The organism is Exiguobacterium sp. s143 (assembly GCF_018618895.1).
Taxonomy (GTDB): Bacteria; Bacillota; Bacilli; order Exiguobacteriales; family Exiguobacteriaceae; genus Exiguobacterium_A; species Exiguobacterium_A abrahamii.
Window position 1 is genome coordinate 80611 of record NZ_JACSMX010000004.1, and the last position, 19903, is coordinate 100513.

General features: G+C 46.7%; 20 protein-coding genes. 6 read left to right on the forward strand and 14 right to left on the reverse strand.

What is annotated here, in order from left to right:
* Positions 1–3 precede the first annotated feature (3 nt).
* The 6 genes from KNQ03_RS13355 to KNQ03_RS13380 all read right to left on the reverse strand — a co-directional run bounded on the left by KNQ03_RS13355 (position 4) and on the right by KNQ03_RS13380 (position 5775).
* Positions 4–537 carry a DUF420 domain-containing protein gene (locus KNQ03_RS13355; protein ID WP_133208412.1) on the reverse strand — a complete coding sequence of 178 codons (534 nt, stop codon included), beginning with the start codon at positions 535–537 and terminating at the stop codon, positions 4–6.
* A 3-nt stretch (positions 538–540) separates the two neighbouring features.
* Entirely contained in the window at positions 541–1968 is a 1428-nt protein-coding gene (locus tag KNQ03_RS13360) for a dihydrolipoyl dehydrogenase family protein (RefSeq protein ID WP_064300689.1), read from the reverse strand.
* A complete protein-coding gene (locus KNQ03_RS13365) occupies positions 1965–2342 on the reverse strand; it encodes a DUF1499 domain-containing protein (protein ID WP_050678428.1) in 378 nt (125 codons plus the stop codon). The genes KNQ03_RS13360 and KNQ03_RS13365 overlap by 4 nt, the downstream gene beginning before the upstream one ends.
* Before the next feature lie 93 nt (positions 2343–2435).
* Complete coding sequence (locus KNQ03_RS13370; RefSeq protein ID WP_035395592.1) at positions 2436–3821, reverse strand: sensor histidine kinase; 1386 nt, start codon at positions 3819–3821, stop codon at positions 2436–2438.
* Positions 3818–4510: a response regulator transcription factor gene (locus KNQ03_RS13375; protein ID WP_023469704.1), complete on the reverse strand. Its 693-nt coding sequence runs from the start codon at positions 4508–4510 to the stop codon at positions 3818–3820. Before KNQ03_RS13375 ends, KNQ03_RS13370 begins: the two co-directional genes overlap by 4 nt.
* Positions 4511–4530: 20 nt before the next feature.
* Positions 4531–5775 carry a hypothetical protein gene (locus KNQ03_RS13380; RefSeq protein WP_251140315.1) on the reverse strand — a complete coding sequence of 415 codons (1245 nt, stop codon included), beginning with the start codon at positions 5773–5775 and terminating at the stop codon, positions 4531–4533.
* Between the two features lie 139 nt (positions 5776–5914).
* Here KNQ03_RS13380 and KNQ03_RS13385 point away from each other — a divergent pair, with 139 nt between their 5' ends.
* Entirely contained in the window at positions 5915–6745 is an 831-nt protein-coding gene (locus KNQ03_RS13385; RefSeq protein WP_214725120.1) for a Cof-type HAD-IIB family hydrolase, read from the forward strand.
* A gap of 373 nt (positions 6746–7118) precedes the next feature.
* Here the strand turns inward: KNQ03_RS13385 and ung are convergent, their stop codons facing one another.
* Positions 7119–7778 carry a uracil-DNA glycosylase gene (ung, locus tag KNQ03_RS13390; protein WP_214725122.1) on the reverse strand — a complete coding sequence of 220 codons (660 nt, stop codon included), beginning with the start codon at positions 7776–7778 and terminating at the stop codon, positions 7119–7121.
* Between the two features lie 80 nt (positions 7779–7858).
* Here ung and KNQ03_RS13395 point away from each other — a divergent pair, with 80 nt between their 5' ends.
* Positions 7859–8584 (forward strand): WecB/TagA/CpsF family glycosyltransferase, encoded by a 726-nt coding sequence (locus KNQ03_RS13395; RefSeq protein WP_149428012.1) that lies wholly within the window; start codon positions 7859–7861, stop codon positions 8582–8584.
* Between the two features lie 231 nt (positions 8585–8815).
* Here KNQ03_RS13395 and KNQ03_RS13400 read toward each other — a convergent pair whose 3' ends face one another.
* Together KNQ03_RS13400 and KNQ03_RS13405 are read right to left on the reverse strand one after the other, a co-directional pair.
* Entirely contained in the window at positions 8816–9448 is a 633-nt protein-coding gene (locus tag KNQ03_RS13400; protein ID WP_214725124.1) for an NAD(P)H-dependent oxidoreductase, read from the reverse strand.
* Between the two features lie 145 nt (positions 9449–9593).
* Positions 9594–10052, reverse strand: a complete 459-nt coding sequence (locus KNQ03_RS13405) for a MarR family winged helix-turn-helix transcriptional regulator (RefSeq protein WP_029342913.1) — start codon at positions 10050–10052, stop codon at positions 9594–9596.
* 170 nt (positions 10053–10222) lie between these two features.
* Between KNQ03_RS13405 and KNQ03_RS13410 the strand changes: the two genes are divergently transcribed.
* Positions 10223–10483 carry a hypothetical protein gene (locus KNQ03_RS13410; RefSeq protein ID WP_029342914.1) on the forward strand — a complete coding sequence of 87 codons (261 nt, stop codon included), beginning with the start codon at positions 10223–10225 and terminating at the stop codon, positions 10481–10483.
* Positions 10484–10500: 17 nt separating this feature from the next.
* Positions 10501–11454: a LacI family DNA-binding transcriptional regulator gene (locus KNQ03_RS13415; protein WP_064300693.1), complete on the forward strand. Its 954-nt coding sequence runs from the start codon at positions 10501–10503 to the stop codon at positions 11452–11454.
* A gap of 54 nt (positions 11455–11508) precedes the next feature.
* Here KNQ03_RS13415 and KNQ03_RS13420 read toward each other — a convergent pair whose 3' ends face one another.
* The 5 genes from KNQ03_RS13420 to cbpA form a co-directional block, all read right to left on the reverse strand.
* Positions 11509–12162 carry a C40 family peptidase gene (locus KNQ03_RS13420; protein ID WP_050678422.1) on the reverse strand — a complete coding sequence of 218 codons (654 nt, stop codon included), beginning with the start codon at positions 12160–12162 and terminating at the stop codon, positions 11509–11511.
* A 219-nt stretch (positions 12163–12381) separates the two neighbouring features.
* Positions 12382–15615: an efflux RND transporter permease subunit gene (locus tag KNQ03_RS13425; RefSeq protein WP_214725126.1), complete on the reverse strand. Its 3234-nt coding sequence runs from the start codon at positions 15613–15615 to the stop codon at positions 12382–12384.
* Between the two features lie 14 nt (positions 15616–15629).
* On the reverse strand, positions 15630–16187 hold the full coding sequence (locus KNQ03_RS13430) for a TetR/AcrR family transcriptional regulator (protein ID WP_087681646.1): 558 nt from the start codon (positions 16185–16187) through the stop codon (positions 15630–15632).
* A 208-nt stretch (positions 16188–16395) separates the two neighbouring features.
* Positions 16396–17169 carry a pyrroline-5-carboxylate reductase family protein gene (locus tag KNQ03_RS13435; RefSeq protein WP_251140316.1) on the reverse strand — a complete coding sequence of 258 codons (774 nt, stop codon included), beginning with the start codon at positions 17167–17169 and terminating at the stop codon, positions 16396–16398.
* Positions 17170–17226: 57 nt separating this feature from the next.
* Positions 17227–17865, reverse strand: coding sequence for a cyclic di-AMP binding protein CbpA (cbpA, locus tag KNQ03_RS13440; protein ID WP_149428015.1), 639 nt, complete (start codon positions 17863–17865; stop codon positions 17227–17229).
* A gap of 341 nt (positions 17866–18206) precedes the next feature.
* Here cbpA and KNQ03_RS13445 point away from each other — a divergent pair, with 341 nt between their 5' ends.
* Together KNQ03_RS13445 and KNQ03_RS13450 are read left to right on the forward strand one after the other, a co-directional pair.
* On the forward strand, positions 18207–18824 hold the full coding sequence (locus tag KNQ03_RS13445; RefSeq protein WP_023469718.1) for a DUF47 domain-containing protein: 618 nt from the start codon (positions 18207–18209) through the stop codon (positions 18822–18824).
* A gap of 16 nt (positions 18825–18840) precedes the next feature.
* Positions 18841–19845, forward strand: a complete 1005-nt coding sequence (locus KNQ03_RS13450; RefSeq protein WP_214725128.1) for an inorganic phosphate transporter — start codon at positions 18841–18843, stop codon at positions 19843–19845.
* The last annotated feature ends 58 nt before the right edge of the window (positions 19846–19903 follow it).

Here is a 19903-nt window from a genome sequence, read left to right on the forward strand (position 1 = left end):
TTTTTAATAATACGGACGAATCATGATGTAGACGATGACACCGGTCAAACTGACGTATAACCAAAGTGGCATCGTAAAGCGTGTCCATTTTTTATGCTTCTCGAAATTTTGATTCACGGCGTGCGCGAGTGACATCAAGACGAGTGGAACGATGACTGCAGCTAGGATGATATGCGAAATCAAGATGAAGAAATAGACTGGACGAACAAAACCTTCGCCCCCGAATTTCGTCGATTCACTGACAGCATGATACGTGACGTACGAAATTAAGAATAAAGTCGTCGTCGTCATCGCACCACCAATGAAGCGACGATGATTCACCCGATTGCCCCGACGAATGGAAATCCAAGCGCCGAGCAACAGCATGAAGGTAAAACTATTAAAGATGGCATTCAAAAAAGGAAGCAACGTCCAGTCGAATCCTGAATCAACTTGTACAGGTGGCGCAAAGAATAAAAGCGCTACGAGCAAGTTGATGACAAGCGTTAACAGGATGACGAGCGGAACGAAATTCCGTTTAGTAGCAGGTTGTTGCATGAATCATTCTCCTTGTTTCCAGTCGAAATAACGTTTCAACCATTTTGGGATCGGACCAGCGAATAGACGTTCACGCCAGTAGACATCAGCAGCACGCTGAACAGCAGCACCACGAATTGGGTACGGGTGGACGACACGCGACAATTGACCGACCTTATCTTTACGTGCCATCGCATAGACGACTTCTTGCATCCACTCACCGGCTTGTTCTCCGATTGCATGTGCTCCAATCAGTTTTCCACGTTTATCGGCGATAAGCTTGACGCGCCCTTCCGTCTGACCGTTGATGACGAAACGATCGACTTCATCGAGACCTGTCTGATAGACCTTGATCTCACCATGTTTCTTGCGTGCCTCGTCTTCCGTCAATCCGAGATGGAACAATTCAGGCGTCGTGAATGTGACCCACGGAACCGCCCGATAATCCGGCTTCGTCCGTAGACCGAATAAAGCATTCGTGACGACCGTTTTTCCTTCAAGTCCTGCGACATGCGTAAATGGGAGCGAGTTGATCGTATCTCCGACCGCAAAGATGTGTCGCTGACTTGTTCGAAGTGAACCATCGACTTGGACGAATCCTTTTTCGACGTGTACGCCAGCTCGGTCGAGACGTAGTGCCTCGATACGTGGCTTACGACCGACCGCGACAAGCACAGCATCCGTTTCAATGACACGTGATTCGCCGTTCGCTTCGACCGTCACTTCGATCCCCCCCGCCGACTTGCGGACGTGCGTGACCTTCGTATCGAGATGTAATGTCAATTCTTGTTCGAGCTGACGTTGAATGACTTCGACCATGTCGCGATCTTCTTTTCCGAGTAACGTCTTCATACCCTCGATGACCGTGACTTCTGTTCCAAGATGCGCATACGCTTGCGATAACTCAAGACCAATCGCACCACCACCGATGACGAGCAGTCGCTCCGGACGCTCCGTTAATTCGAAGATCGTCTCGTTCGTTAAATAATCAATCGTATCGAGTCCGTCAATCGGTGGAATGATTGGTTGAGATCCCGTCGAGATCGCAAACTTCTCACCTACGACAAGCTGTCCCGCCACTTCCACTTCATGAGCACTGAGGAATGTCGCTTCTCCGATATAGACATCGACACCAAGATCTTCGAACCGTTTCGTTCCATCGTGTGATTGAATGATGTTACGTGCCCGATCGACGCTTGCTTTCGTTTTCGAATAGACCGCGTCCCCGTTCAGCGTCACGTTGTATTTTTCAGCCGTTCGCTTCATGACATGGACATCGTGCGCCGCTTCGATCAAAGCCTTTGAAGGAACGCAACCGTAGTGAAGACAATCTCCACCTAGATGCGTATGGCGTTCGATCAGGGCGACGTGCGCGCCAAGACTTGCTGCACCGGCAGCAATCGTCATTCCGGCTGCACCACCACCGATGACGACTAATTGATAGTTCTTCATCGTGATCCCTCCTCGTAACGACGTGTGATGTCTTCCATTCGTTTACGGTTGACGCCCCAGTCGGAGTACCCGACACGTGATGCCGAACGGAAATGAATCACCTGTGCAGCTTCATCGAAGTAAAATTCGACGTCATCCTTGAAGCGAAAGACTTTACTTGTGAAGATGGCGTGGATGTATGTCCCTTCCTCCTTGACGACTTTGACGCGGTCGAGGCTTTGTAGGATACGTAGTAATTGAAACTTTGAATCTGCAAGCGTTCCTTTGAACGGGAGCGGACGCATTTTCATATCCTGTAGATCGGTTTGAGTAGATACCGCGTTCGGTTTTCCGGAGAGCGGTTGAAGCGTACCATTTGAAACACCAAGTGCCATGACTGATTCCTCCGTTTCCTATCATCTGATCCATTTCGTACTATAATCCACTTAACTTTACCAGTTTCTGTTTCACTCTGCCCGTCTCAGTGTTTACGCTTTCGTGACAGGTAGCAGAATCGTCGCGATGACGCCGCCTTCCGGCTGATTATCAATAAATAGCTTGCCTTCATGTGCTTCGACGAGTTCTCGGCAAATCGATAGTCCGAGCCCTGTTCCACCCTTTCCTTTTTGCACTTGGTAGAACTTTTCTGTGACGTGACGTAAGTGCTCTTTCGGAATCCCGGGACCTTCATCACTGAAGGATAGGAACAACACACGCTCTGAACGAACGAGGCGAATGGTGATCGTGCCACCGACTGGAGAAAAGCGGATCGCATTATCAAGCAGGTTCAAGAAGACTTGTTTCAATCGATTTTCGTCGTATAGACCGACGACTTGCGCCGGTAACTTCTGTACGATCTGGACATTTTTTTCTTCCAGCTTTTGACGAAGTTGCGCTGTTACGGTCTCGATGATTTCCGTCAAGTTGACTTCTTGACGGTATAAGACGAGGCGACTCGTCTCGAGTTTCGAGAAATCGAGTAACTGCTCAACGAGCGAAATCAAACGCTCCGTCTCCGAATGAATGATGCCCATCCCAAGCGACGCCTCTTCCGGCAACTGATCCTGTTCGACGAGTAACGTTTCACTCCAGCCTTTGATCGATGTCAGCGGTGTCCGTAATTCATGGGAAATACCAGAAATGAATTCATCTTTCAATGTTTCCTGCTGTTTGATCTGTTGCCCCATATAATTGATCGTCCGCGCTAGTTCTCCAAGCTCGAACGAGTATTCCTCGTTCACCTTGACGTCGTAATGCTGTTTCGCGATTTGGTCCGATGCACCGATGACTTCTTGAATCGGTCGGACGATCGACGAGACGAGACGTGAGGAATAGATGAAGGCAAGTCCCCAAATAACTGTACCCAGGAGGACGATCGCTAAACAAATTTCGATCACACGTCGATCGATTCGCTCAAGCGACGTCGTATAACGAAGCGCTCCTGTCGTCTGACCAAACGATACGACAGGTTCTGTTACTTCCAGTAAATGTTCTCCCGTCGCTTCATCGTCATATCGTTTCGTGACGGTCTGTCCCGCCCTTACTTGATTGACCGCTGCTCGCGTCAACTTACGTTCCGAGATGAATCCGGTCGAAGAGTAACGCGGAATCCCTGTCGCATCCAACACTTCGATCTCGGCGTCCGGATAAGCGTAAGAATCGAGTACATCATGAATCGTCGCTTCTGAATCGGCGTAATCATAAGCAAGGCCGCTATTCGCAAATAAGACAGCACTCGCATTCGCATGACGTTTCAAGACATCTGTCGCCGTCACGTAGTAATAGTTATAGGTCACGAACGAAAGGATCCCGATGACGAGTAAGACTGTCACCGTGATGATCGTCATGAACCGCATCAATATCTGGCGCTTCATTCTTCGTTACGCCACTTGTATCCATGTCCCCACAATGTCTCGATGAACTTCGGTTCCGCTGGATTCTCTTCGATTTTTTGACGAAGACGGCGAATGTTGACATCGACCGTCTTCCGATCACCAAAGTAATTCTCACCCCATACCGCATCGAGTAACTCATCTCGCGACATGACTTGATCTTCGTTTTTGATGAAGTGGCAAAGTAAATCGTATTCAGTTGGTGTCACTTCGACGTCAACACCTTCTTTTTGGACGCGCTTCGCCCCTAAATCAATCCGGAACGGTCCAGAGACGAGTTCACGTGGCTGTTTTCTGCGGCGTAACGTCTCTACCCGTCGTAACAGTGACTGGATGCGCGCAAGAAGCTCTGCTGGACTGAACGGCTTCGCGATGTAATCGTCCGCGCCTACGCTTAGTCCCATGACTTTATCCTCTTCTCGTGTCCGTGCCGTCAGCATGATGATCCCGACGACTTCATCCTTTGCCCGCGCCTGTTCACAGACGGCAAAACCGTCGACTTCCGGCATCATGATATCGAGTAACAGAATATCGAAGGTTTGTTGATCAAATTGCGCAAGCGCTTCTTTCCCATTTTCCGCCTCGATGACATCATAGCCTGCCCGTTTCAAGTTAATGACGATGAAACTACGAATCGCATGTTCATCTTCGGCTACTAGTATTTTGGTCATTCTTTTCTCCCCCTGATTCTTTATTCCACGAGTGTGACACGATTGACGAACACTTCATAGTCCTTCGTCGCATCAATCATATAGACATAATCGATACCTTCTTTGATTTTTCGCTTTTGATCACTCGCAATGTATTGATTCTTCGGAATGACCTCTAATTCGAAATCAATCTGCTTCGTTTCTCGATTGATGAACCGAACACGATTTTCGCGTTTTTCGATCGTTTCACGCGTCGCCCAGTTGGCAGGGAACCGCATGACGAAATTGTATTCTTGATCGATGTACTGCTCTTCTCGCAGTTCGAACCCACTCTCGAGAAATGGTGGATTATCTGATCCATTCCATGTGTAGTATGCCGTGATGCGTGGTTTTGGTTCACCCTCACGCCCTTTACTGCCTTCTGGCATGTATTGATGACCAAACTCAACGATTCCGTCTTGATCGACGTCTTTCGGGAAGGTATACATCGGTTCGACGATCTCATCGACCTGACCGAAACGGACCTGTTCCAACGTATCGTTCGCTAAGCGGAATAATGCAATGTGCATTTTTGCATCGCGTGTATACGAGACGATCAAGCCTTTATTCCGAGCGGCATTGATCGTATCGACTTCAAATAAATCATGTTCTGCGAATAAATCGCCATCCTGCGTTGAAAGTGTCGTCTCTTGGTGCTCTTTCGACAGGATGTCTTTATAATAGATCAAACGAGACGGACTTCCCTTTTGCAGAAGCACCATATCCCGTTCTCGATCTTGATTCAAATCAGCTACCGACAGACGATCATACCGATCGACTTTCGTGACGTCTCGTTGCTTCGATAGTAACTGCTCAATGATGTATAACGTATTTTCACCATAACTGGTAATACCGATGACCAGATGGTTTTGTTTATGTCGTGCGTCAGTTATGACTTCGAGTCGATCGATGGCTCGACCGTCAGCTACCGTCTGTCGCGCCACGAGTCGCCATTTTTCGCCTTGTCGCTCATGGACGAGAAGATGAATCGTGAAGCGCCCGTCCTGCTCACTACGGTAGAAGGTGATTGCTTCATCTTTACCGTTTCGATCTAAGTCGACGAGTTCGTATAGGCGGGATACCGCTTGATTTCGTGGCGCCACGATCTCTGCCTGTTTCGGCAAATCGCGGTCAATCCGTTCTTTCAACGACTGCTCCCATGCCGGAAGGGACGGATGTTCGAGTAAAGAGGCGGGATGCGGAAACATCGTACTGCATCCTGCTAATAATAGACTTAATATGATCATGAAGAGATATTTCATAAAGTTGGAATCCTTTCCGTACGGGCTCTGTTTCCACTTTATCATACTCTCTTCGAGGAGAGTATATTGTCGAACGGGGGACAAGTTGTTACGATATACAGATAATTGAAAGGGGTTTGAATGTATGACGTATAAAATGATTGTTCTCGATTTAGATGATACCTTGTTGACAAGTGACCATACGATTTCACCACGTACGAAAGAAGCTTTACTCGCTGCGCAGCGTCGCGGGAAGAAAGTCGTCCTCGCTAGCGGTCGTCCGACATTTGCCATGCTCGACCTCGCAAAAGAGCTGGAACTCGCACGCTACGGAAGTTACATCCTAAGCTTCAATGGCGCTTCCATCATTGATTGTAAAACGAACGAATCGCTCTTCCTCAGCACGCTTTCCCCGGAGACGGTCCACCGCCTCGACGATTTGAGTAAACGGGAGGGTGTCTACATCCACACGTATGTCGGACATGAGATCCTGACAGAGGAACCGAATGAATATACGACGCTCGAAGGACAACTGACAGGCATGGAGGTCATCCCTGTCGCTGATTTTAAGGCAGCGATTCAAACACCTGTCGTCAAGTGTTTAATGATGGCAGAAGAGACGCACCTCGCGCGCGTCGAACAGACGCTTCAACAGGAACTTGCGGGTGAACTCGCGGTAGCTCGCTCGAAGCCATTTTTCCTTGAATTCACAGAAGATGGTGTCACAAAAGGAACAAGCCTTGCCTTACTGTCTGAAAAACTGGGAATCGCTCAAGAAGAAGTCATTGCTTGTGGAGACGGCAACAACGATCTATCGATGATCGAATGGGCAGGTCTTGGCGTCGCGATGGCGAATGCAGCCGATACCGTCAAAGAAAAGGCACAGTATATGACCGCTTCGAACGATGAAGATGGTGTTGCTCTCGTCGTCGAAAAGTTCATGATGGATGAGGAGCCGGCTATCTCAAGCCGCTAAGTAACTCCAAAAAGAATGACGCGTCTTTTCACGCCCTTTCCTCAGGCGAGACACAAGCCAATTTTCCTGCTTCATTCAAGCAGGAAAACGGGTCTTGTTTGTCTCTGACAGCGCAAAATTGCGCTTTTTCCTGTAGGAGTTGCGTGTGACGCGTCTTTTTTTATACCTGGAAGAAGGATCAGAGAAGCATTTTGTTCACTCGACATCGCTTCCTGGGGAAAAACAAGCAAGAGCGACCCTGCAGCGAAGCGGCGCGATGCTTGTCCCTGGAAAACGATTCGAGACGAACAAAAAGGCGCAATCCTTCTCGTTAAGAGAAAAACTGCGCTTTGTTTTCAGTCTCAGGCTGACTTTTGAGTCAGCCTTTTTTGATTTACGACAAACACCAGTCGATCGGCTCTCTTCCCTGCTCTTTCAGCCAAGCATTCGTTTGCGAATATGGCTTACTACCGAAAAATCCACGACTTGCGGATAAAGGACTCGGATGGACGGCTTCAAGAACAAGATGACGATCCGTATCGATCAGCGCTTTTTTACTCTTCGCATGATTTCCCCAGAGGATAAATACGATCGGTTGTGTCTGTGTTCCTAATACTTCGATGACCCGATCCGTGAACGGCGCCCAGCCTTTTTTAGCATGGGATCCCGCTTTCCCCTCCTCAACCGTAAGCGACGTATTGAGTAAGAATACTCCTTGCTGGGACCATGCTTCGAGATTTCCGGAGGTCGGAGCCGGACAACCGATATCCGTGACGAGTTCCTTATACATGTTTCGAAGGGACGGAGGAATCGGCACTCCGTCATGCACGGAAAAGCTGAGTCCATTCGCCTGACGTGGACCATGGTAGGGATCTTGCCCTAGGATGACGCACCGGACATCTTCTGGCGCGACTGCATCGAACGCATGAAAAATCCGCCCTTTCGGAGGGTAGACGGTCGTCGTTTGATAGGCTTCCTTCAAAAAAGCCCACAGTTCTTGAAAATAGGGTTTTTCCTTTTCTTCTTTTAACACGGTTTGCCAAGATGGATGCACGTGAATCCGCTCCTTTTTCAGTCTCAAGTCGCTGTTCGTCCGTCTTGATTCTGCTATGATGGATGATGAGGTGGAAAACTATGATTCAGACAAAACAATTATTCGGACTACCATTCGTCGATGCGACACCTTCGCAATGGTATACCCATATTAAAACAATCTTACACGACCGTGGAAAAGCCTTTCTTGTCACGGCGAATCCCGAGCTCGTGTTGCGTGCATTACGCGAACCTTCTTACGATGCCATCTTACGACGGGCGACGTTCATCACACCAGACGGGATCGGTGTGACGGCTGCCAGTAAACGGATGGGAGCACCGCTCACTGCGACATTGCCGGGAATCGAGACGGCACGTGAACTATTGCGGACGGCAGACGCACTCGAGAAGCGTGTCTTTTTACTCGGTGGACGTCCGGAAGTCATGAAATCGTTGATCCGTCAGTTATCGATTCGTTTTCCGAACATCCACTTCGTTGGAACGTTTCATGGTTTTGGAAAGACAGAAGAAGCAACGCAAGCCATTACAGAAGCAGACGCTGATCTTGTTCTCGTCGCACTCGGTGCGCCAAAACAGGAAGAATGGATCGCTTCCATCTATGATCAAGTCGATCACGGCATCTTTATCGGTGTCGGTGGTGCGTTCGACGTCTGGTCCGGACATAGTAAGCGCGCGCCTAAATTATTCCGTCGCTTCAAGCTAGAGTGGCTCTATCGTATCTCGACGCATCCTCGTGGATTCGAGAAACTCAAGGATTTGTTACTTTTCCTGACGCTTGTGCTTCGTAAAAAATCAACGCTCTCTTGAGCGCACACAAAAAGGGCTGACTTAAAAAATGATGCGTCCTTTCACGCCCTTTCCTCAGGCGAGACACAAGCAAGAGCGACCCTGCAACGAAGTGAAGCGGCGCGATACTTGTCCCAGGAAAACGATGCGAGATGAACAAAAAAGCGCAATCTTTCTCGTTAAGAGAAAAATTACGCTTTGTCTTCAGTCTCAAGGCTCCCGACACGGCGGGAGCCTTTTTTTACACTTATCTTATGCGTTGACAGTCGAGAATGAACGACCGAGTTCTTTTGCTTTAGCGATTGCTGCTTCTTTGATCTCTTCTGCTTTTTCTGGGTTCATTGCCATACCTTCGATCAAGAGTGCATCGTAGTCTGTTACACCAGTGAAAGCAAGTGCTTGACGGAGGTAGTCATCACCGAAGTTGAGACCAGATCCTGTGTAGACGCCACCTGTTGCTTGGATGTGGAGTGCTTTTTTGCCTTCCATCAAGCCTTTTGGACCTTCTGCAGTGTAAGCGAATGTTTTACCTGCAAGAAGAACGCTGTCGATGTACATTTTGAGACGTGCTGGGAAAGAGAAGTTCCACATTGGTGTGACGAAGACATACTCATCTGCTTCCATGTATTGCTCGAGATGTTTTGTCATCGTACCGACTTTTGCGATCTCTACTTCTGTTAACTCTTCGCCTGTTGCGAATTTGCCCCATGCGCTAAGAACATCTGTATCGATTTCTTGGACTGTTTCGTTATATAGATCAAGAACTTCTACTTCAGCTGAAGGATTCGCTGCTTTGTAGCTTTCGAGGAATGCTTCACCGACTTGAAGGCTGAAAGAGTGTTCTGTAGCTTTCGGGTTAACAGTTACATAAAGTAATTTAGTCATTATTATTTCTCCCTTTTATTTAAAGTAAATTCTGTAACTAAACATACCAACCACCTTTTCGTTTGTCAATCAGTTTGACTTCCAAACGAATAAAAAAAGCTCAAGTCCGTGACCTGAGCTTTCTTGATCTTATGAGTGCTAATTCTTACACATTTTCGAGCGGCGTATAATGTTCGGCTCGTAAACCGATTCGTTTCAACTGATCAATCAACTGTTCCTTTTCAGAAACCGACAAATCCTTAAATAAGTCTGCTAAAAAGGCTTCATGTTTCGGGAATGTCTCTTCCATTAGTTCGCGTCCAGCTTCCGTTAATGTCCCAAACGTGACACGACGATCCGTCGCACATGATTTTCGCGCGATCAACCCACGCTTTTCAAGTTTATCCACGACATACGTCACACTTCCGCTCGTTAATAGAATCTTATCGCCAATTTGTTGTAGAGGCGTGTCCCCTTTGTGGTACAGCAATTCCAGAACTCCGAATTCCGATAAATTCAACTGATGTGTTTTGATGTCTGCCTTCACTTGCTCCGTCACCGCATGCATCGTCCGAGATAGAACAACGAGCATTTTTAATGCCAGCTTCGAGTCTGTCGATTCCATTTTACGTTCGCCCCTCTTTGTGTTGTATCGTCACAATCATAGACTTCTTTGTCTACCTGGTCAATTCTTGCTGAATTTTTGCAATGATCCACTGCTCAAAAATAGTTCTTGCCGTGAAACGCGTTTCATAGCCTATCGTCTTGATATACACTAAAAAGGAGGTAATCATCATGTCGATCCATACACGATTAATCCAGCTGTTTAAACGAAATGTTGCTTTTGAGTGGGCCATCGAACAATTGCATACACCAGCAGGTTATTATTTGTGTCAGCACACGTTGGTTGATCAATACCCTGATTTGTCTCCTCAAGAAAAAACGAGACTGCTCTCAAAGATCAATGAACTGGCTGAGCAGACAGCTCCATTCTCGGCTCCCGTCTCTCGACAGGATTGGCGCCGACTTGAACGACGATTATCTCGTAAGATGTAATCCAGGAGGGATGCGCGATGACGAACATCCGAGACTTGGCACGTGAAGCCAACGTGTCCGTTACGACAGTCTCACGTGTACTAAATGATCATCCTTACGTTGCGAACGAGAAGCGACAAGCTGTTCGAGAAGCTATCGAAAAACTCGGATATATCCGTAATCAGACTGCTGTCCATCTATCGACGGGTATGACAAAAACGGTCGGAGTCATGCTTCCGTTCGTTGATCATCCATATCACGCTGCCATTCTTCAAGGCATCGCGCAAGCCGCCTTTGACGCGAGCTATCGGTTCTTGACGTGGCAAACGAATTATGTGGAAACGCATGAGCAACTGGCACTGGATGCGCTGGCGCAACAGGAAATCGACGCACTCATCGTCGTGTCGCACAGTCTTCCCTTATCAGCGATTTTATCGTATGAACGTTATGGCCCGATCGTCTTTTGTGAACATCATGAAGATGTCGCTGCCGTCTATATCGATCACTATACGGCCTTTCAACAAGGACTTGCACATCTGCGACAACAAGGGCATACGAGCATCGGCATCTGTCTTGGGCGACCAGATAGTACGAATAGCTTGGCGCGTAAACATGCGTATCAAGAGGTCGTACGTGACGAATTCGTCTATGAACAGACCTTGACGATTGAAGACGGTGCGACCGTCGCAAGACGCTGGATGCAACAAAAACAACGACCGACCGCTATCTTGACCGCAAGTGATCACGTGGCAGCAGGTCTGATCTTGGAACTCCGAAAACAAGGCTATCAGGTTCCTGGAGACCTGTCTGTCATTGGTTTTGATGGAAGTGAACTTGCTGAAGTCTTAGCAATGACGACGATTGCGATCCCTTATGCTACGATCGGGCGACATGCTTTTCAATTAACCGTTCGCGAAGATCTCGTTGCTCGTCCACAAATCGAAGTACCTTCGGCGTTCATTGCTGGAACGACCGTTCTTCCTCATACCTGAATCCATATAAAAAAGCGACGAGTTCATCGATTTGAATTCGTCGCTTCATTTCGTTTACAGAGTTCCTGCCGCTACATACCGTGATCCCCAGTAGCCGCCACGGAACGATTCTTTGACGACTCTTCCATAATACGAGTTCGCATTGATCATCGTACCGCCATCGACAGCGATTCCAACGTGTTGAATTCCACTTCCATGTGTAAAGAAGACGAGATCCCCAGCGCCAGGTGCCGTACGTTTTGTTGCTGAGTATTGAGCCGCTGCCGTACGTGGGAGTGATTTTCCTAGTGCTTGATAGACGTAACGTGTAAATCCAGAGCAATCAAAGCTAACAGGACCTGTCGCACCAAAAACATAAGGACGTCCTTTGAGACCTTCTGCTACCGAGACGATCGTTGATCCTGTTTTACTAAGACCTTTCGTCGCTTTAGCGTTGTATGCTTTCGTGTATGTAGAGGCGATGTATGCTGATTTTCCTTGATGACGGATTTGATACCATTCTTTGACCTGACCTACGACGGTTACAGCTTGTCCAAGTTTCAATTGCCCGACTCGTTTACTGGATACAGCAGCTTTTGCACGAATATTCAGCACATCCACTGACACCACTACTTTTTTACTTGTTGCAGCTTGCGTTGATGCTGGGACGAGTGTCCAACTACTGATGAGTAACGTTAAGGTTAACAAAACACGAGTGACAGCTTTCATCGATTCATTCTCCTCTTATGTATGAATGTATTGTACGTCTGAATTGTCAGATAATTTCTGTATTTATCCTATCATGTTCCAGATTTTCATCATGTTACAGTTCTTTAACGCGGATTCTTTTTCGTAATACTTTTGTAACAAAATAAAAAAACAGGTTGTAGAACGGCTTAGGATAGCCATTTCTACATACCTGTCAGTTTGAGTTACTTAATCATTTTTTCAAGAATCAATTGACTTCTTTTTACGGAAACGTGCTAAGAATTCATAGACGATCGGCACGATAAGGAGTGTCAACAACGTCGAACTTGTCAGTCCACCGATGACCGTCACACCTAACCCTTTTGAAATCAATGCGCCACCTTCGAGTCCAAGCGCAAGTGGTGCAAGTGCGCCAATCGTCGCAAGCGCCGTCATCAAGATTGGACGTAAACGTGTACCTGCTGCATCGAGTAGTGCTTCACGCGTCGGTAACCCTTCCGCTTCTTTATGAATGACACGGTCGATCAAGACGATCGCATTCGTCACGACGATTCCGATCAACATCAAAGCACCAATCAAGGATGATACAGAAATCGTCTCTCCTGTAATCAACAGGGCAACCAGTCCACCGATGATTGCGAATGGAAGTGAGAACAAGATGACGAGTGGTGTCAATGCTCCTCCAAACGTAATGACGAGGACAAGATAGACGATCGCTACAGCTGCTGCCATTGCTAGACCAAGCTGTGTGAACGACTCTTGGATCTGCTCTGTGACTCCACCTTGCTCATACGAGACGCCTGTCGGACGATCAATGTTTTTAACGGACTTTTCAATCGCTTGAGAAGCCTCTGTTGCTTTATCCGTTTTTAGTTCTGCTGTAACGGTAGCGACGAGTTTTCCATCACGTTCGTTGAGCGAATCAGGAGTCGTTCCTTTCTTCACTTCAACGAAATCGGACAATTTGCGAACGCCAAGCGGTGTCACGACATCCGTCTCTTCCAAATCTTGAACGGAATCGTATGTCGTTTGTTCGTTTGGAACGATGACATCGAGTTCCTTCCCATCTATCTTAATAGTAGAAAGTGGTTTTTCTTCTCCTTGGACATTAGCAATGCCTTGCGCAAGTTGTGCTGTTGAAACGCCGAATTCAGCCGCTTTTTGCTGATCGACTTCGAACGTATATTGCGTATACGCTTCTTTTAAATCTGTCGTTACTTTTCGAACATACTTCGATTCACCTTCGATCGCATCAACGAATTTCGGTGTTACTGCTTCTAAATCTTCAATATTATTCGCAAAGATCGAGTACGAGACGCCTGACGAAGCTGCGCCACCACTAAAGTCTTGCTCTTTCCATTCTCCTGTCGGAATGTCAGCATTCAGCTGTTTGATGGCTGTCTGTTTAACATCTGCGAAATCTTCCGTGTCTGGATCGTATTGGACGATGAAGACCCCTTGTTTCGTATTCCCTGGATTCAATGGATTTTCTCCACCGACGGTAAACTGAAGATTATCGATATTTTTTTGTTTGTTGAAATAATCTTCTGCTTGATCAGCTGCTTTTAACGAATCATCCAACGTTTGACCTGGTTTTGGATTGTACGTGACGTAGAGTGTCTTTTCTCCTTCTTGATTCAAGAAGTTGACACCAATCGTTGGTACGAGAGCAAAACTACCGATCAAAAGCAAGACTGAAAGACCAAAGACGATGAGTTTATGGTTGAGAGACCAATTCAGCATACGGCGATACCCATTCGCCAACTTTCCGCCCTCTTCTTTTTCCGGTTTTGGTGCTTTACCACGCTTAAAGAGCGAATCCGCGAACATCGGAACGACCGTAACCGCAACGATCAAGGACGCGAACAGTGCAAAGACGACTGTCAAAGCGAATGGTAAGAAGAGCTCACCAACGAATCCCGTAACGAATCCGAGTGGCAAGAAGACAGCGATCGTAACGACTGTCGACGAAGCGATTGGAATGAAGACCTCTCGTGTTGCACTGATGATCAGTTCTTTTCCTTTTAATTTTTCCGTCGGATCCGTTAAACGGCGATAAATATTTTCGATGACGACGATGGAATCATCAACGACTCGACCAATCGCGACCGTCATGGCTCCGAGTGTCATGATATTCAAGGAAATATCCATCTGCTTCAGCACAAGAATTGCCATTAGAAGCGATAACGGAATCGAAATAACAGCGATGATCGTTGATTTGATGTTTCGCAAGAACAGCAATATGATGACGATTGCAAATAACGCACCAATCAATGCTTTACTGATCATCGTCGAAACGGATTCCTCAATTGGTTTTCCTTGATCAAGTGTCACAGATGCCTTGACCGAACCGTTTTCTTTTTCAAAGTCTTTGATCGTCTGCTTCACTGCATTGACGACATCGACCGTATTCGCATCTTGCGACTTCGTCACTTGAACACCGATCGATCGTTCACCATTCGAACGCGAGATCGATTCCTCGATTCCTTTATCTTCAATCGTCGCGACTTGCGACAACGTGACAGTTGGTACTTGCGTTGGCGCCGTCTGTGTTGCCTGACTTGACGCCGCACCTGTCGCTGGTGTCGTTTGAGATGCCGCAGGAGCTGACGATGGAGCTTGTCCTGCTTGTCCTGCTTGTCCTGCTTGTCCTGCTTGTCCTGCTTGTCCTGCTTGTCCTGCTTGTCCTGCTTGTCCTGCTTGTCCTGCTTCAGGAGTATTCGATGCTGGTGGTGTATAGGGAAGACGAAGATCTTTTAATTCCTTGACCGTCGTTGCTTTTCCATCTAATACGACCGCTTGTTCTTTATCTCCTAACTCGTACAAGCCAAGCGCTAAACGTGAATCATTAGCTTGAATCAATTGTTTCGCATTCTCTTCGGTTAGACCGTAACGTTCGAGTTTTTTCTCATCGAAACGAATTTCGATCCGGCGAATCTCTTGACCCGCGACTTGAACCGTCTGCGCTCCTTCAATTCCTTCAAGCTTCGGTTGAAGTTCGTTTTCAACGAGTTTCGTCAACTCAGACAGGGAACGTTCCTTATCCGAAACGGCAAAACCGATGACCGGGAATGCATCAAAGGAAATCCGTGATACTTGTGGTTCCTGAACACCTTCCGGTAATTCGACGTTTGAAAGAGCTTCTTTTACTTTTTGCTCGGCTTCTTCCATATCCGTACTGAAGTTATAGTCGATTTGTAGGTTCGATGCATTTTGGAAGGACGTCGAACGTACAGTATCGACTCCTGATAAATTTTCGACCTTACTTTCAAGTTCTCGACTGACTTCATCTAGAACTTGTTCTGGTGTAGCACCTGGATAAATCGTCGTCACCGACACGGTCGGTGTCGTGATGTCTGGCAATGTCTCGAGCTTCATCGATGTTCCCGCATAAATACCGGCAACCGTGATGATGATCGTCATGAGCCAGAGGGCAAACTTATTGTTCACCGAAAACTGGATGATCTTTTTCATCGTATGGTTCTCCCTCACTCTTCAATTTGTTTATCTAGTCGTCGTGCACGTTCTATTAATTGCTGAATTAATCGTTGTCGCACATCTGGAGACGGTGCGCCGAACTGAAAATGCTCCGACAATTTCAAACCGTCTAATGTAAAGCGAATCGACAATACTTCAACCGGATCCATCTGTTCTGTCAGTTGGCGAAAGAACTGCTCCGCTTGTCGCTTTCGTTCCTCGACGAACGTCGCATGATCCTTTAACAAGGACAACAAGTAAAGAAGCGCATCCATGTCGAGATGGAACTCCTCTTGTTGCTGGATTTGCAACGTCACGAACGCTTCCATCGGTCCCATCGTCAACTGATGCTGTTCATATAGTTCAAATTGTCGTGCTTCTTGCGCCTCGATGACCCCCATTAATAAAGCTTCTTTCGAAGCGAAATGATACAATAGTCCACCTTTTGAGACATTCGCTTGTTTCGCTACTTCTTCAAGCGTCAATTGGGTGAATCCTTGTTGCAAAATGATCGTCGTCGTTGCTTCAAGAATCCGACGCCGTGTCTCTTGCGCTTTTGCACTGGCCAATAGTCTCCCCCTTCCCTCATATTTACTGTACCGTCTGGACGGTTTCTTTTTACAGTGTACGAATTCTTATTTCAAGATGCAATCGCTTTGTTTATGTTTCACGTGAAACTTTCGTGAACGAAAAAAAAGACTGACTCAAATGTCAGTCTCTACGATAAGGACATGAAAAGACGCGTCATTCTTTTTGAGTCAGCCTCTTTTGAATCCATTATTCGTCTGCTTCGCGTGCACTCTCTCGTAGTGCCGCTTGCATCGTATCGAATAAGTGATGCTCCCGTAGCACTTGGACGCCACGATCCGTTGGTCCACCAGGTGCCGCAACATCAGCAATCAGACGATCCGTACTTGCGTCGGAGCGCATGAGAATTTCAGCCGAACCTTTCATCGCTTGAGCAACGATTCGGCGTGCATTTTCTTCTTCAAAACCAGCATCCGTCAAAACCGGCACCATGCCAGCTACGATTTCATAGAAGAAAGCAGGACTACATCCAGCTGCCGCCATGAATGCAGGCATCGTCGATTCATTTGCTTCCGCAATTTCTCCGACACGTCCAAATAATGCCTCGACTACACTTCGGATCTCTTCATTCACGCGTGAGCCGAACCATAGTCCAGTCATTCCTAAACGGTGTGCGACTGGGGTATTTGGCATGGCAGCAACTGTCGGACGTTTTGCCAACTGTTCGATTTCATATGGTGTAATATGTGCAGCAATCGAAACGATCGTCTGATTCGTCCATTGTTGATTCGCTACATAGTTGAGTACACCATCGGGTTGCATGCCCAGCATGACGATATCGTATAAGGAGACATCTTCCTGCTCGACCGTCTGAACACCGTGTCGTGCTGCGACTTCTGTCAAGCGTATCCCGCCACTCCGATTCGTCATCGTGATATCTTCTCGTGCAAATCCAGAAGCGACCCATCCTTGAACGAGTGCCTCACTCATCGCACCGGCTCCTACTATTAATAGTTTCATCATCTATCCTTCCTTTCCCTCAAAAAAAGACCAGTCATGAACTGGTCTTGTGCGGGTCCATTATACACGAACGGCTAAATCTTCGACAGCAACGACTCGAAGTCCCTTATCGTCAAGTTTCTTGACGATTTTTTTCTTCGTCTTCTCGTCACAATCCGTCGGTAATGTAATCAATACACGACGCATGACGCTACTCTTCGCATCGAGTGTCATCAGACTCGCGACCGTTGAATATTTGTTGACGATCTTCGAGATCTTCTCAAGTGCCCCTTTTTGTTCACTAAGGGCTACAGTCAGGACGTAACTTCCAGAATCACGGTTCCACGCTTCTTCAAGCATTTCAAGCATTTTTCCGTGAGGTAGAATACCGAAGAAATGACCATCGTCATTTAAGACCGCGATATACGGTAATTCCTTGATCGAGAAGAAGACTTCAAAGAAATTACTTCCTGTATAGATGTATTTGGATGTATTCTTAATCAGCGACATGACGTTGTCGTCTAAGCTGCCACCATTCATCCCATGCCGATAGATGTGCATCTTATAGATGTTGCCCTTGAAGTCCTGTCCTGATTGGTCAAGGACCGGGACACAGCGGTATCCGGTTTTTTCAAGTGTGTCGAGTGCTTCACGAATCGTCGCTGTCTCGGAAATCGTGACACATTGATGCTTCGGAATACATAAACTTTGTACGAGCATAATAAAATCCTCCTCTTTTACCTGATTACGCAGACTTAATCATATCATTCGATTTTCATGCGCCATATCCTCTTTTCCCACTTCTGATGCGCTTTTATTCTTACAATCACAAGACAATCTCTTGCAATTACAACATAATCCAACTCATTTCAATCAAGTACACTTCGCTTTTACCATTGTCAGACAATTTATTAAATCTACAATCACCTTCATATTAAGATTTATTAAGATTTCGTAAAGACGCTTCATAAATGTATTCTTTTACAATACCGTCTGCTACAATCGAACTCGTGAAGTTACTTCACTATTCTATTCTTGTTCTTAATATGGAGGCAGAAGAAATGTTTAGTAAAAAACAAGATCCATTCGCAGTGAAATTATCCGAAATCGCAGGACACTTAAAAACGACTTCGCAATTCTTCGTTGACTTTAAAATCAACGGCATCGCGGATGTAAAAGAATTTGCACATAAAGTAAAAGACTTCGAAACAGCTGGGGACGATTTGATGCACCAGTTGATCATCGACTTGAACAATGCGTTCATCACGCCGATCGACCGTGAAGACTTACTCGCACTTGCTAACGCACTTGATGACGTCTTAGACGGTTTTGAAGAATGTTCAGCGATCTTCGAAATCTACAATATCGTTCAAGCAGACGAGCACATGATCAAGTTTGTCGATGAAATCAACATCGCTGTCACAGAACTCGCGATGTCAATGGATCTTCTTGTTGCACGTAAATTGCAACCGATGCGTGAACACGTCATCAAAATCAAAGAACAAGAGACGATTTGTGACAACCTACGCCGTAAATCGATCAAAGCATTGTTCGCAACAGAAACAGATCCAATTAAAATCATCCAATATAAAGAAATCTATGAATCGCTCGAATCAATCGCGGACTACTGCCAAGATGCAGCTAACGTCATTGAAACGATCATCATGAAAAACGCTTAAGTGAGGAGCTAACGAGATGGATAGCCTGTTTATCATCACCGCCATAATCGTGATTCTCGCACTTAGCTTCGACTTCATCAACGGTTTCCACGATACAGCGAACTCGATCGCGACTTCGGTGTCGACTCGTGCTTTGAAACCACGTCATGCCATCATCTTGGCTGCATCGATGAACTTCCTAGGTGCAATCACGTTCACTGGAGTCGCAAAAACGATCTCTGGTGACATCGTTGACCCGTCAACACTTGAACATGGTAGCTACGTCGTCATCGCTGCCTTGATTTCAGCCATTGCCTGGAACCTTTTGACTTGGTACTTCGGTATTCCGTCAAGTTCTTCGCATACACTGATCGGTTCGATTGCTGGTGCTGCTGTTGCCTCTGTTGGATTCGGAGGAATCGAAGCAAAAGGCTTCTTGAAAATCGTTCAAGCCTTGCTCATTTCACCAGTACTCGCATTCACACTCGGTTTCATCGTTTATGCAATCTTTAAAATCATCTTCAAAAAAGGAAACTTGGCGAAGACGAATCGTCGCTTCCGTCATGTTCAAATTGCAACCGCTGCTTTGCAGTCGTATACACACGGTACGAACGACGCACAAAAAGCGATGGGGATCATCACGCTTGCTTTGATCTCATCTGGTTATCAAACGGATCACGAAGTTGCGACTTGGGTTAAACTCTCATGTGCGATCGCAATGGGTCTCGGAACATCTGTCGGTGGATGGCGGATCATCAAGACCGTTGGTGGTCAAATCATGAAAATCCGTCCGGTCAACGGGGTTGCAGCTGACTTAACATCAGCAGCAATCATCTTTGGAGCGACAGCGATTCATCTTCCGGTTTCGACGACACACGTCATCTCTTCTGCCATCTTGGGTGTAGGTACATCACACCGTAAGAAAGGTGTAAAGTGGGGAACAGCACAACGCATGCTCATTACATGGGTCATCACATTGCCGATTTCAATGGCTTTCGCTGCCTTGATCTACTATATTCTTGACTTCTTATTCATTAAATAAGTACTTGCCCCGCCTACTCAAAAGAGGTGGGGTTTTGTGTACGTCAGAAGCGTCGATA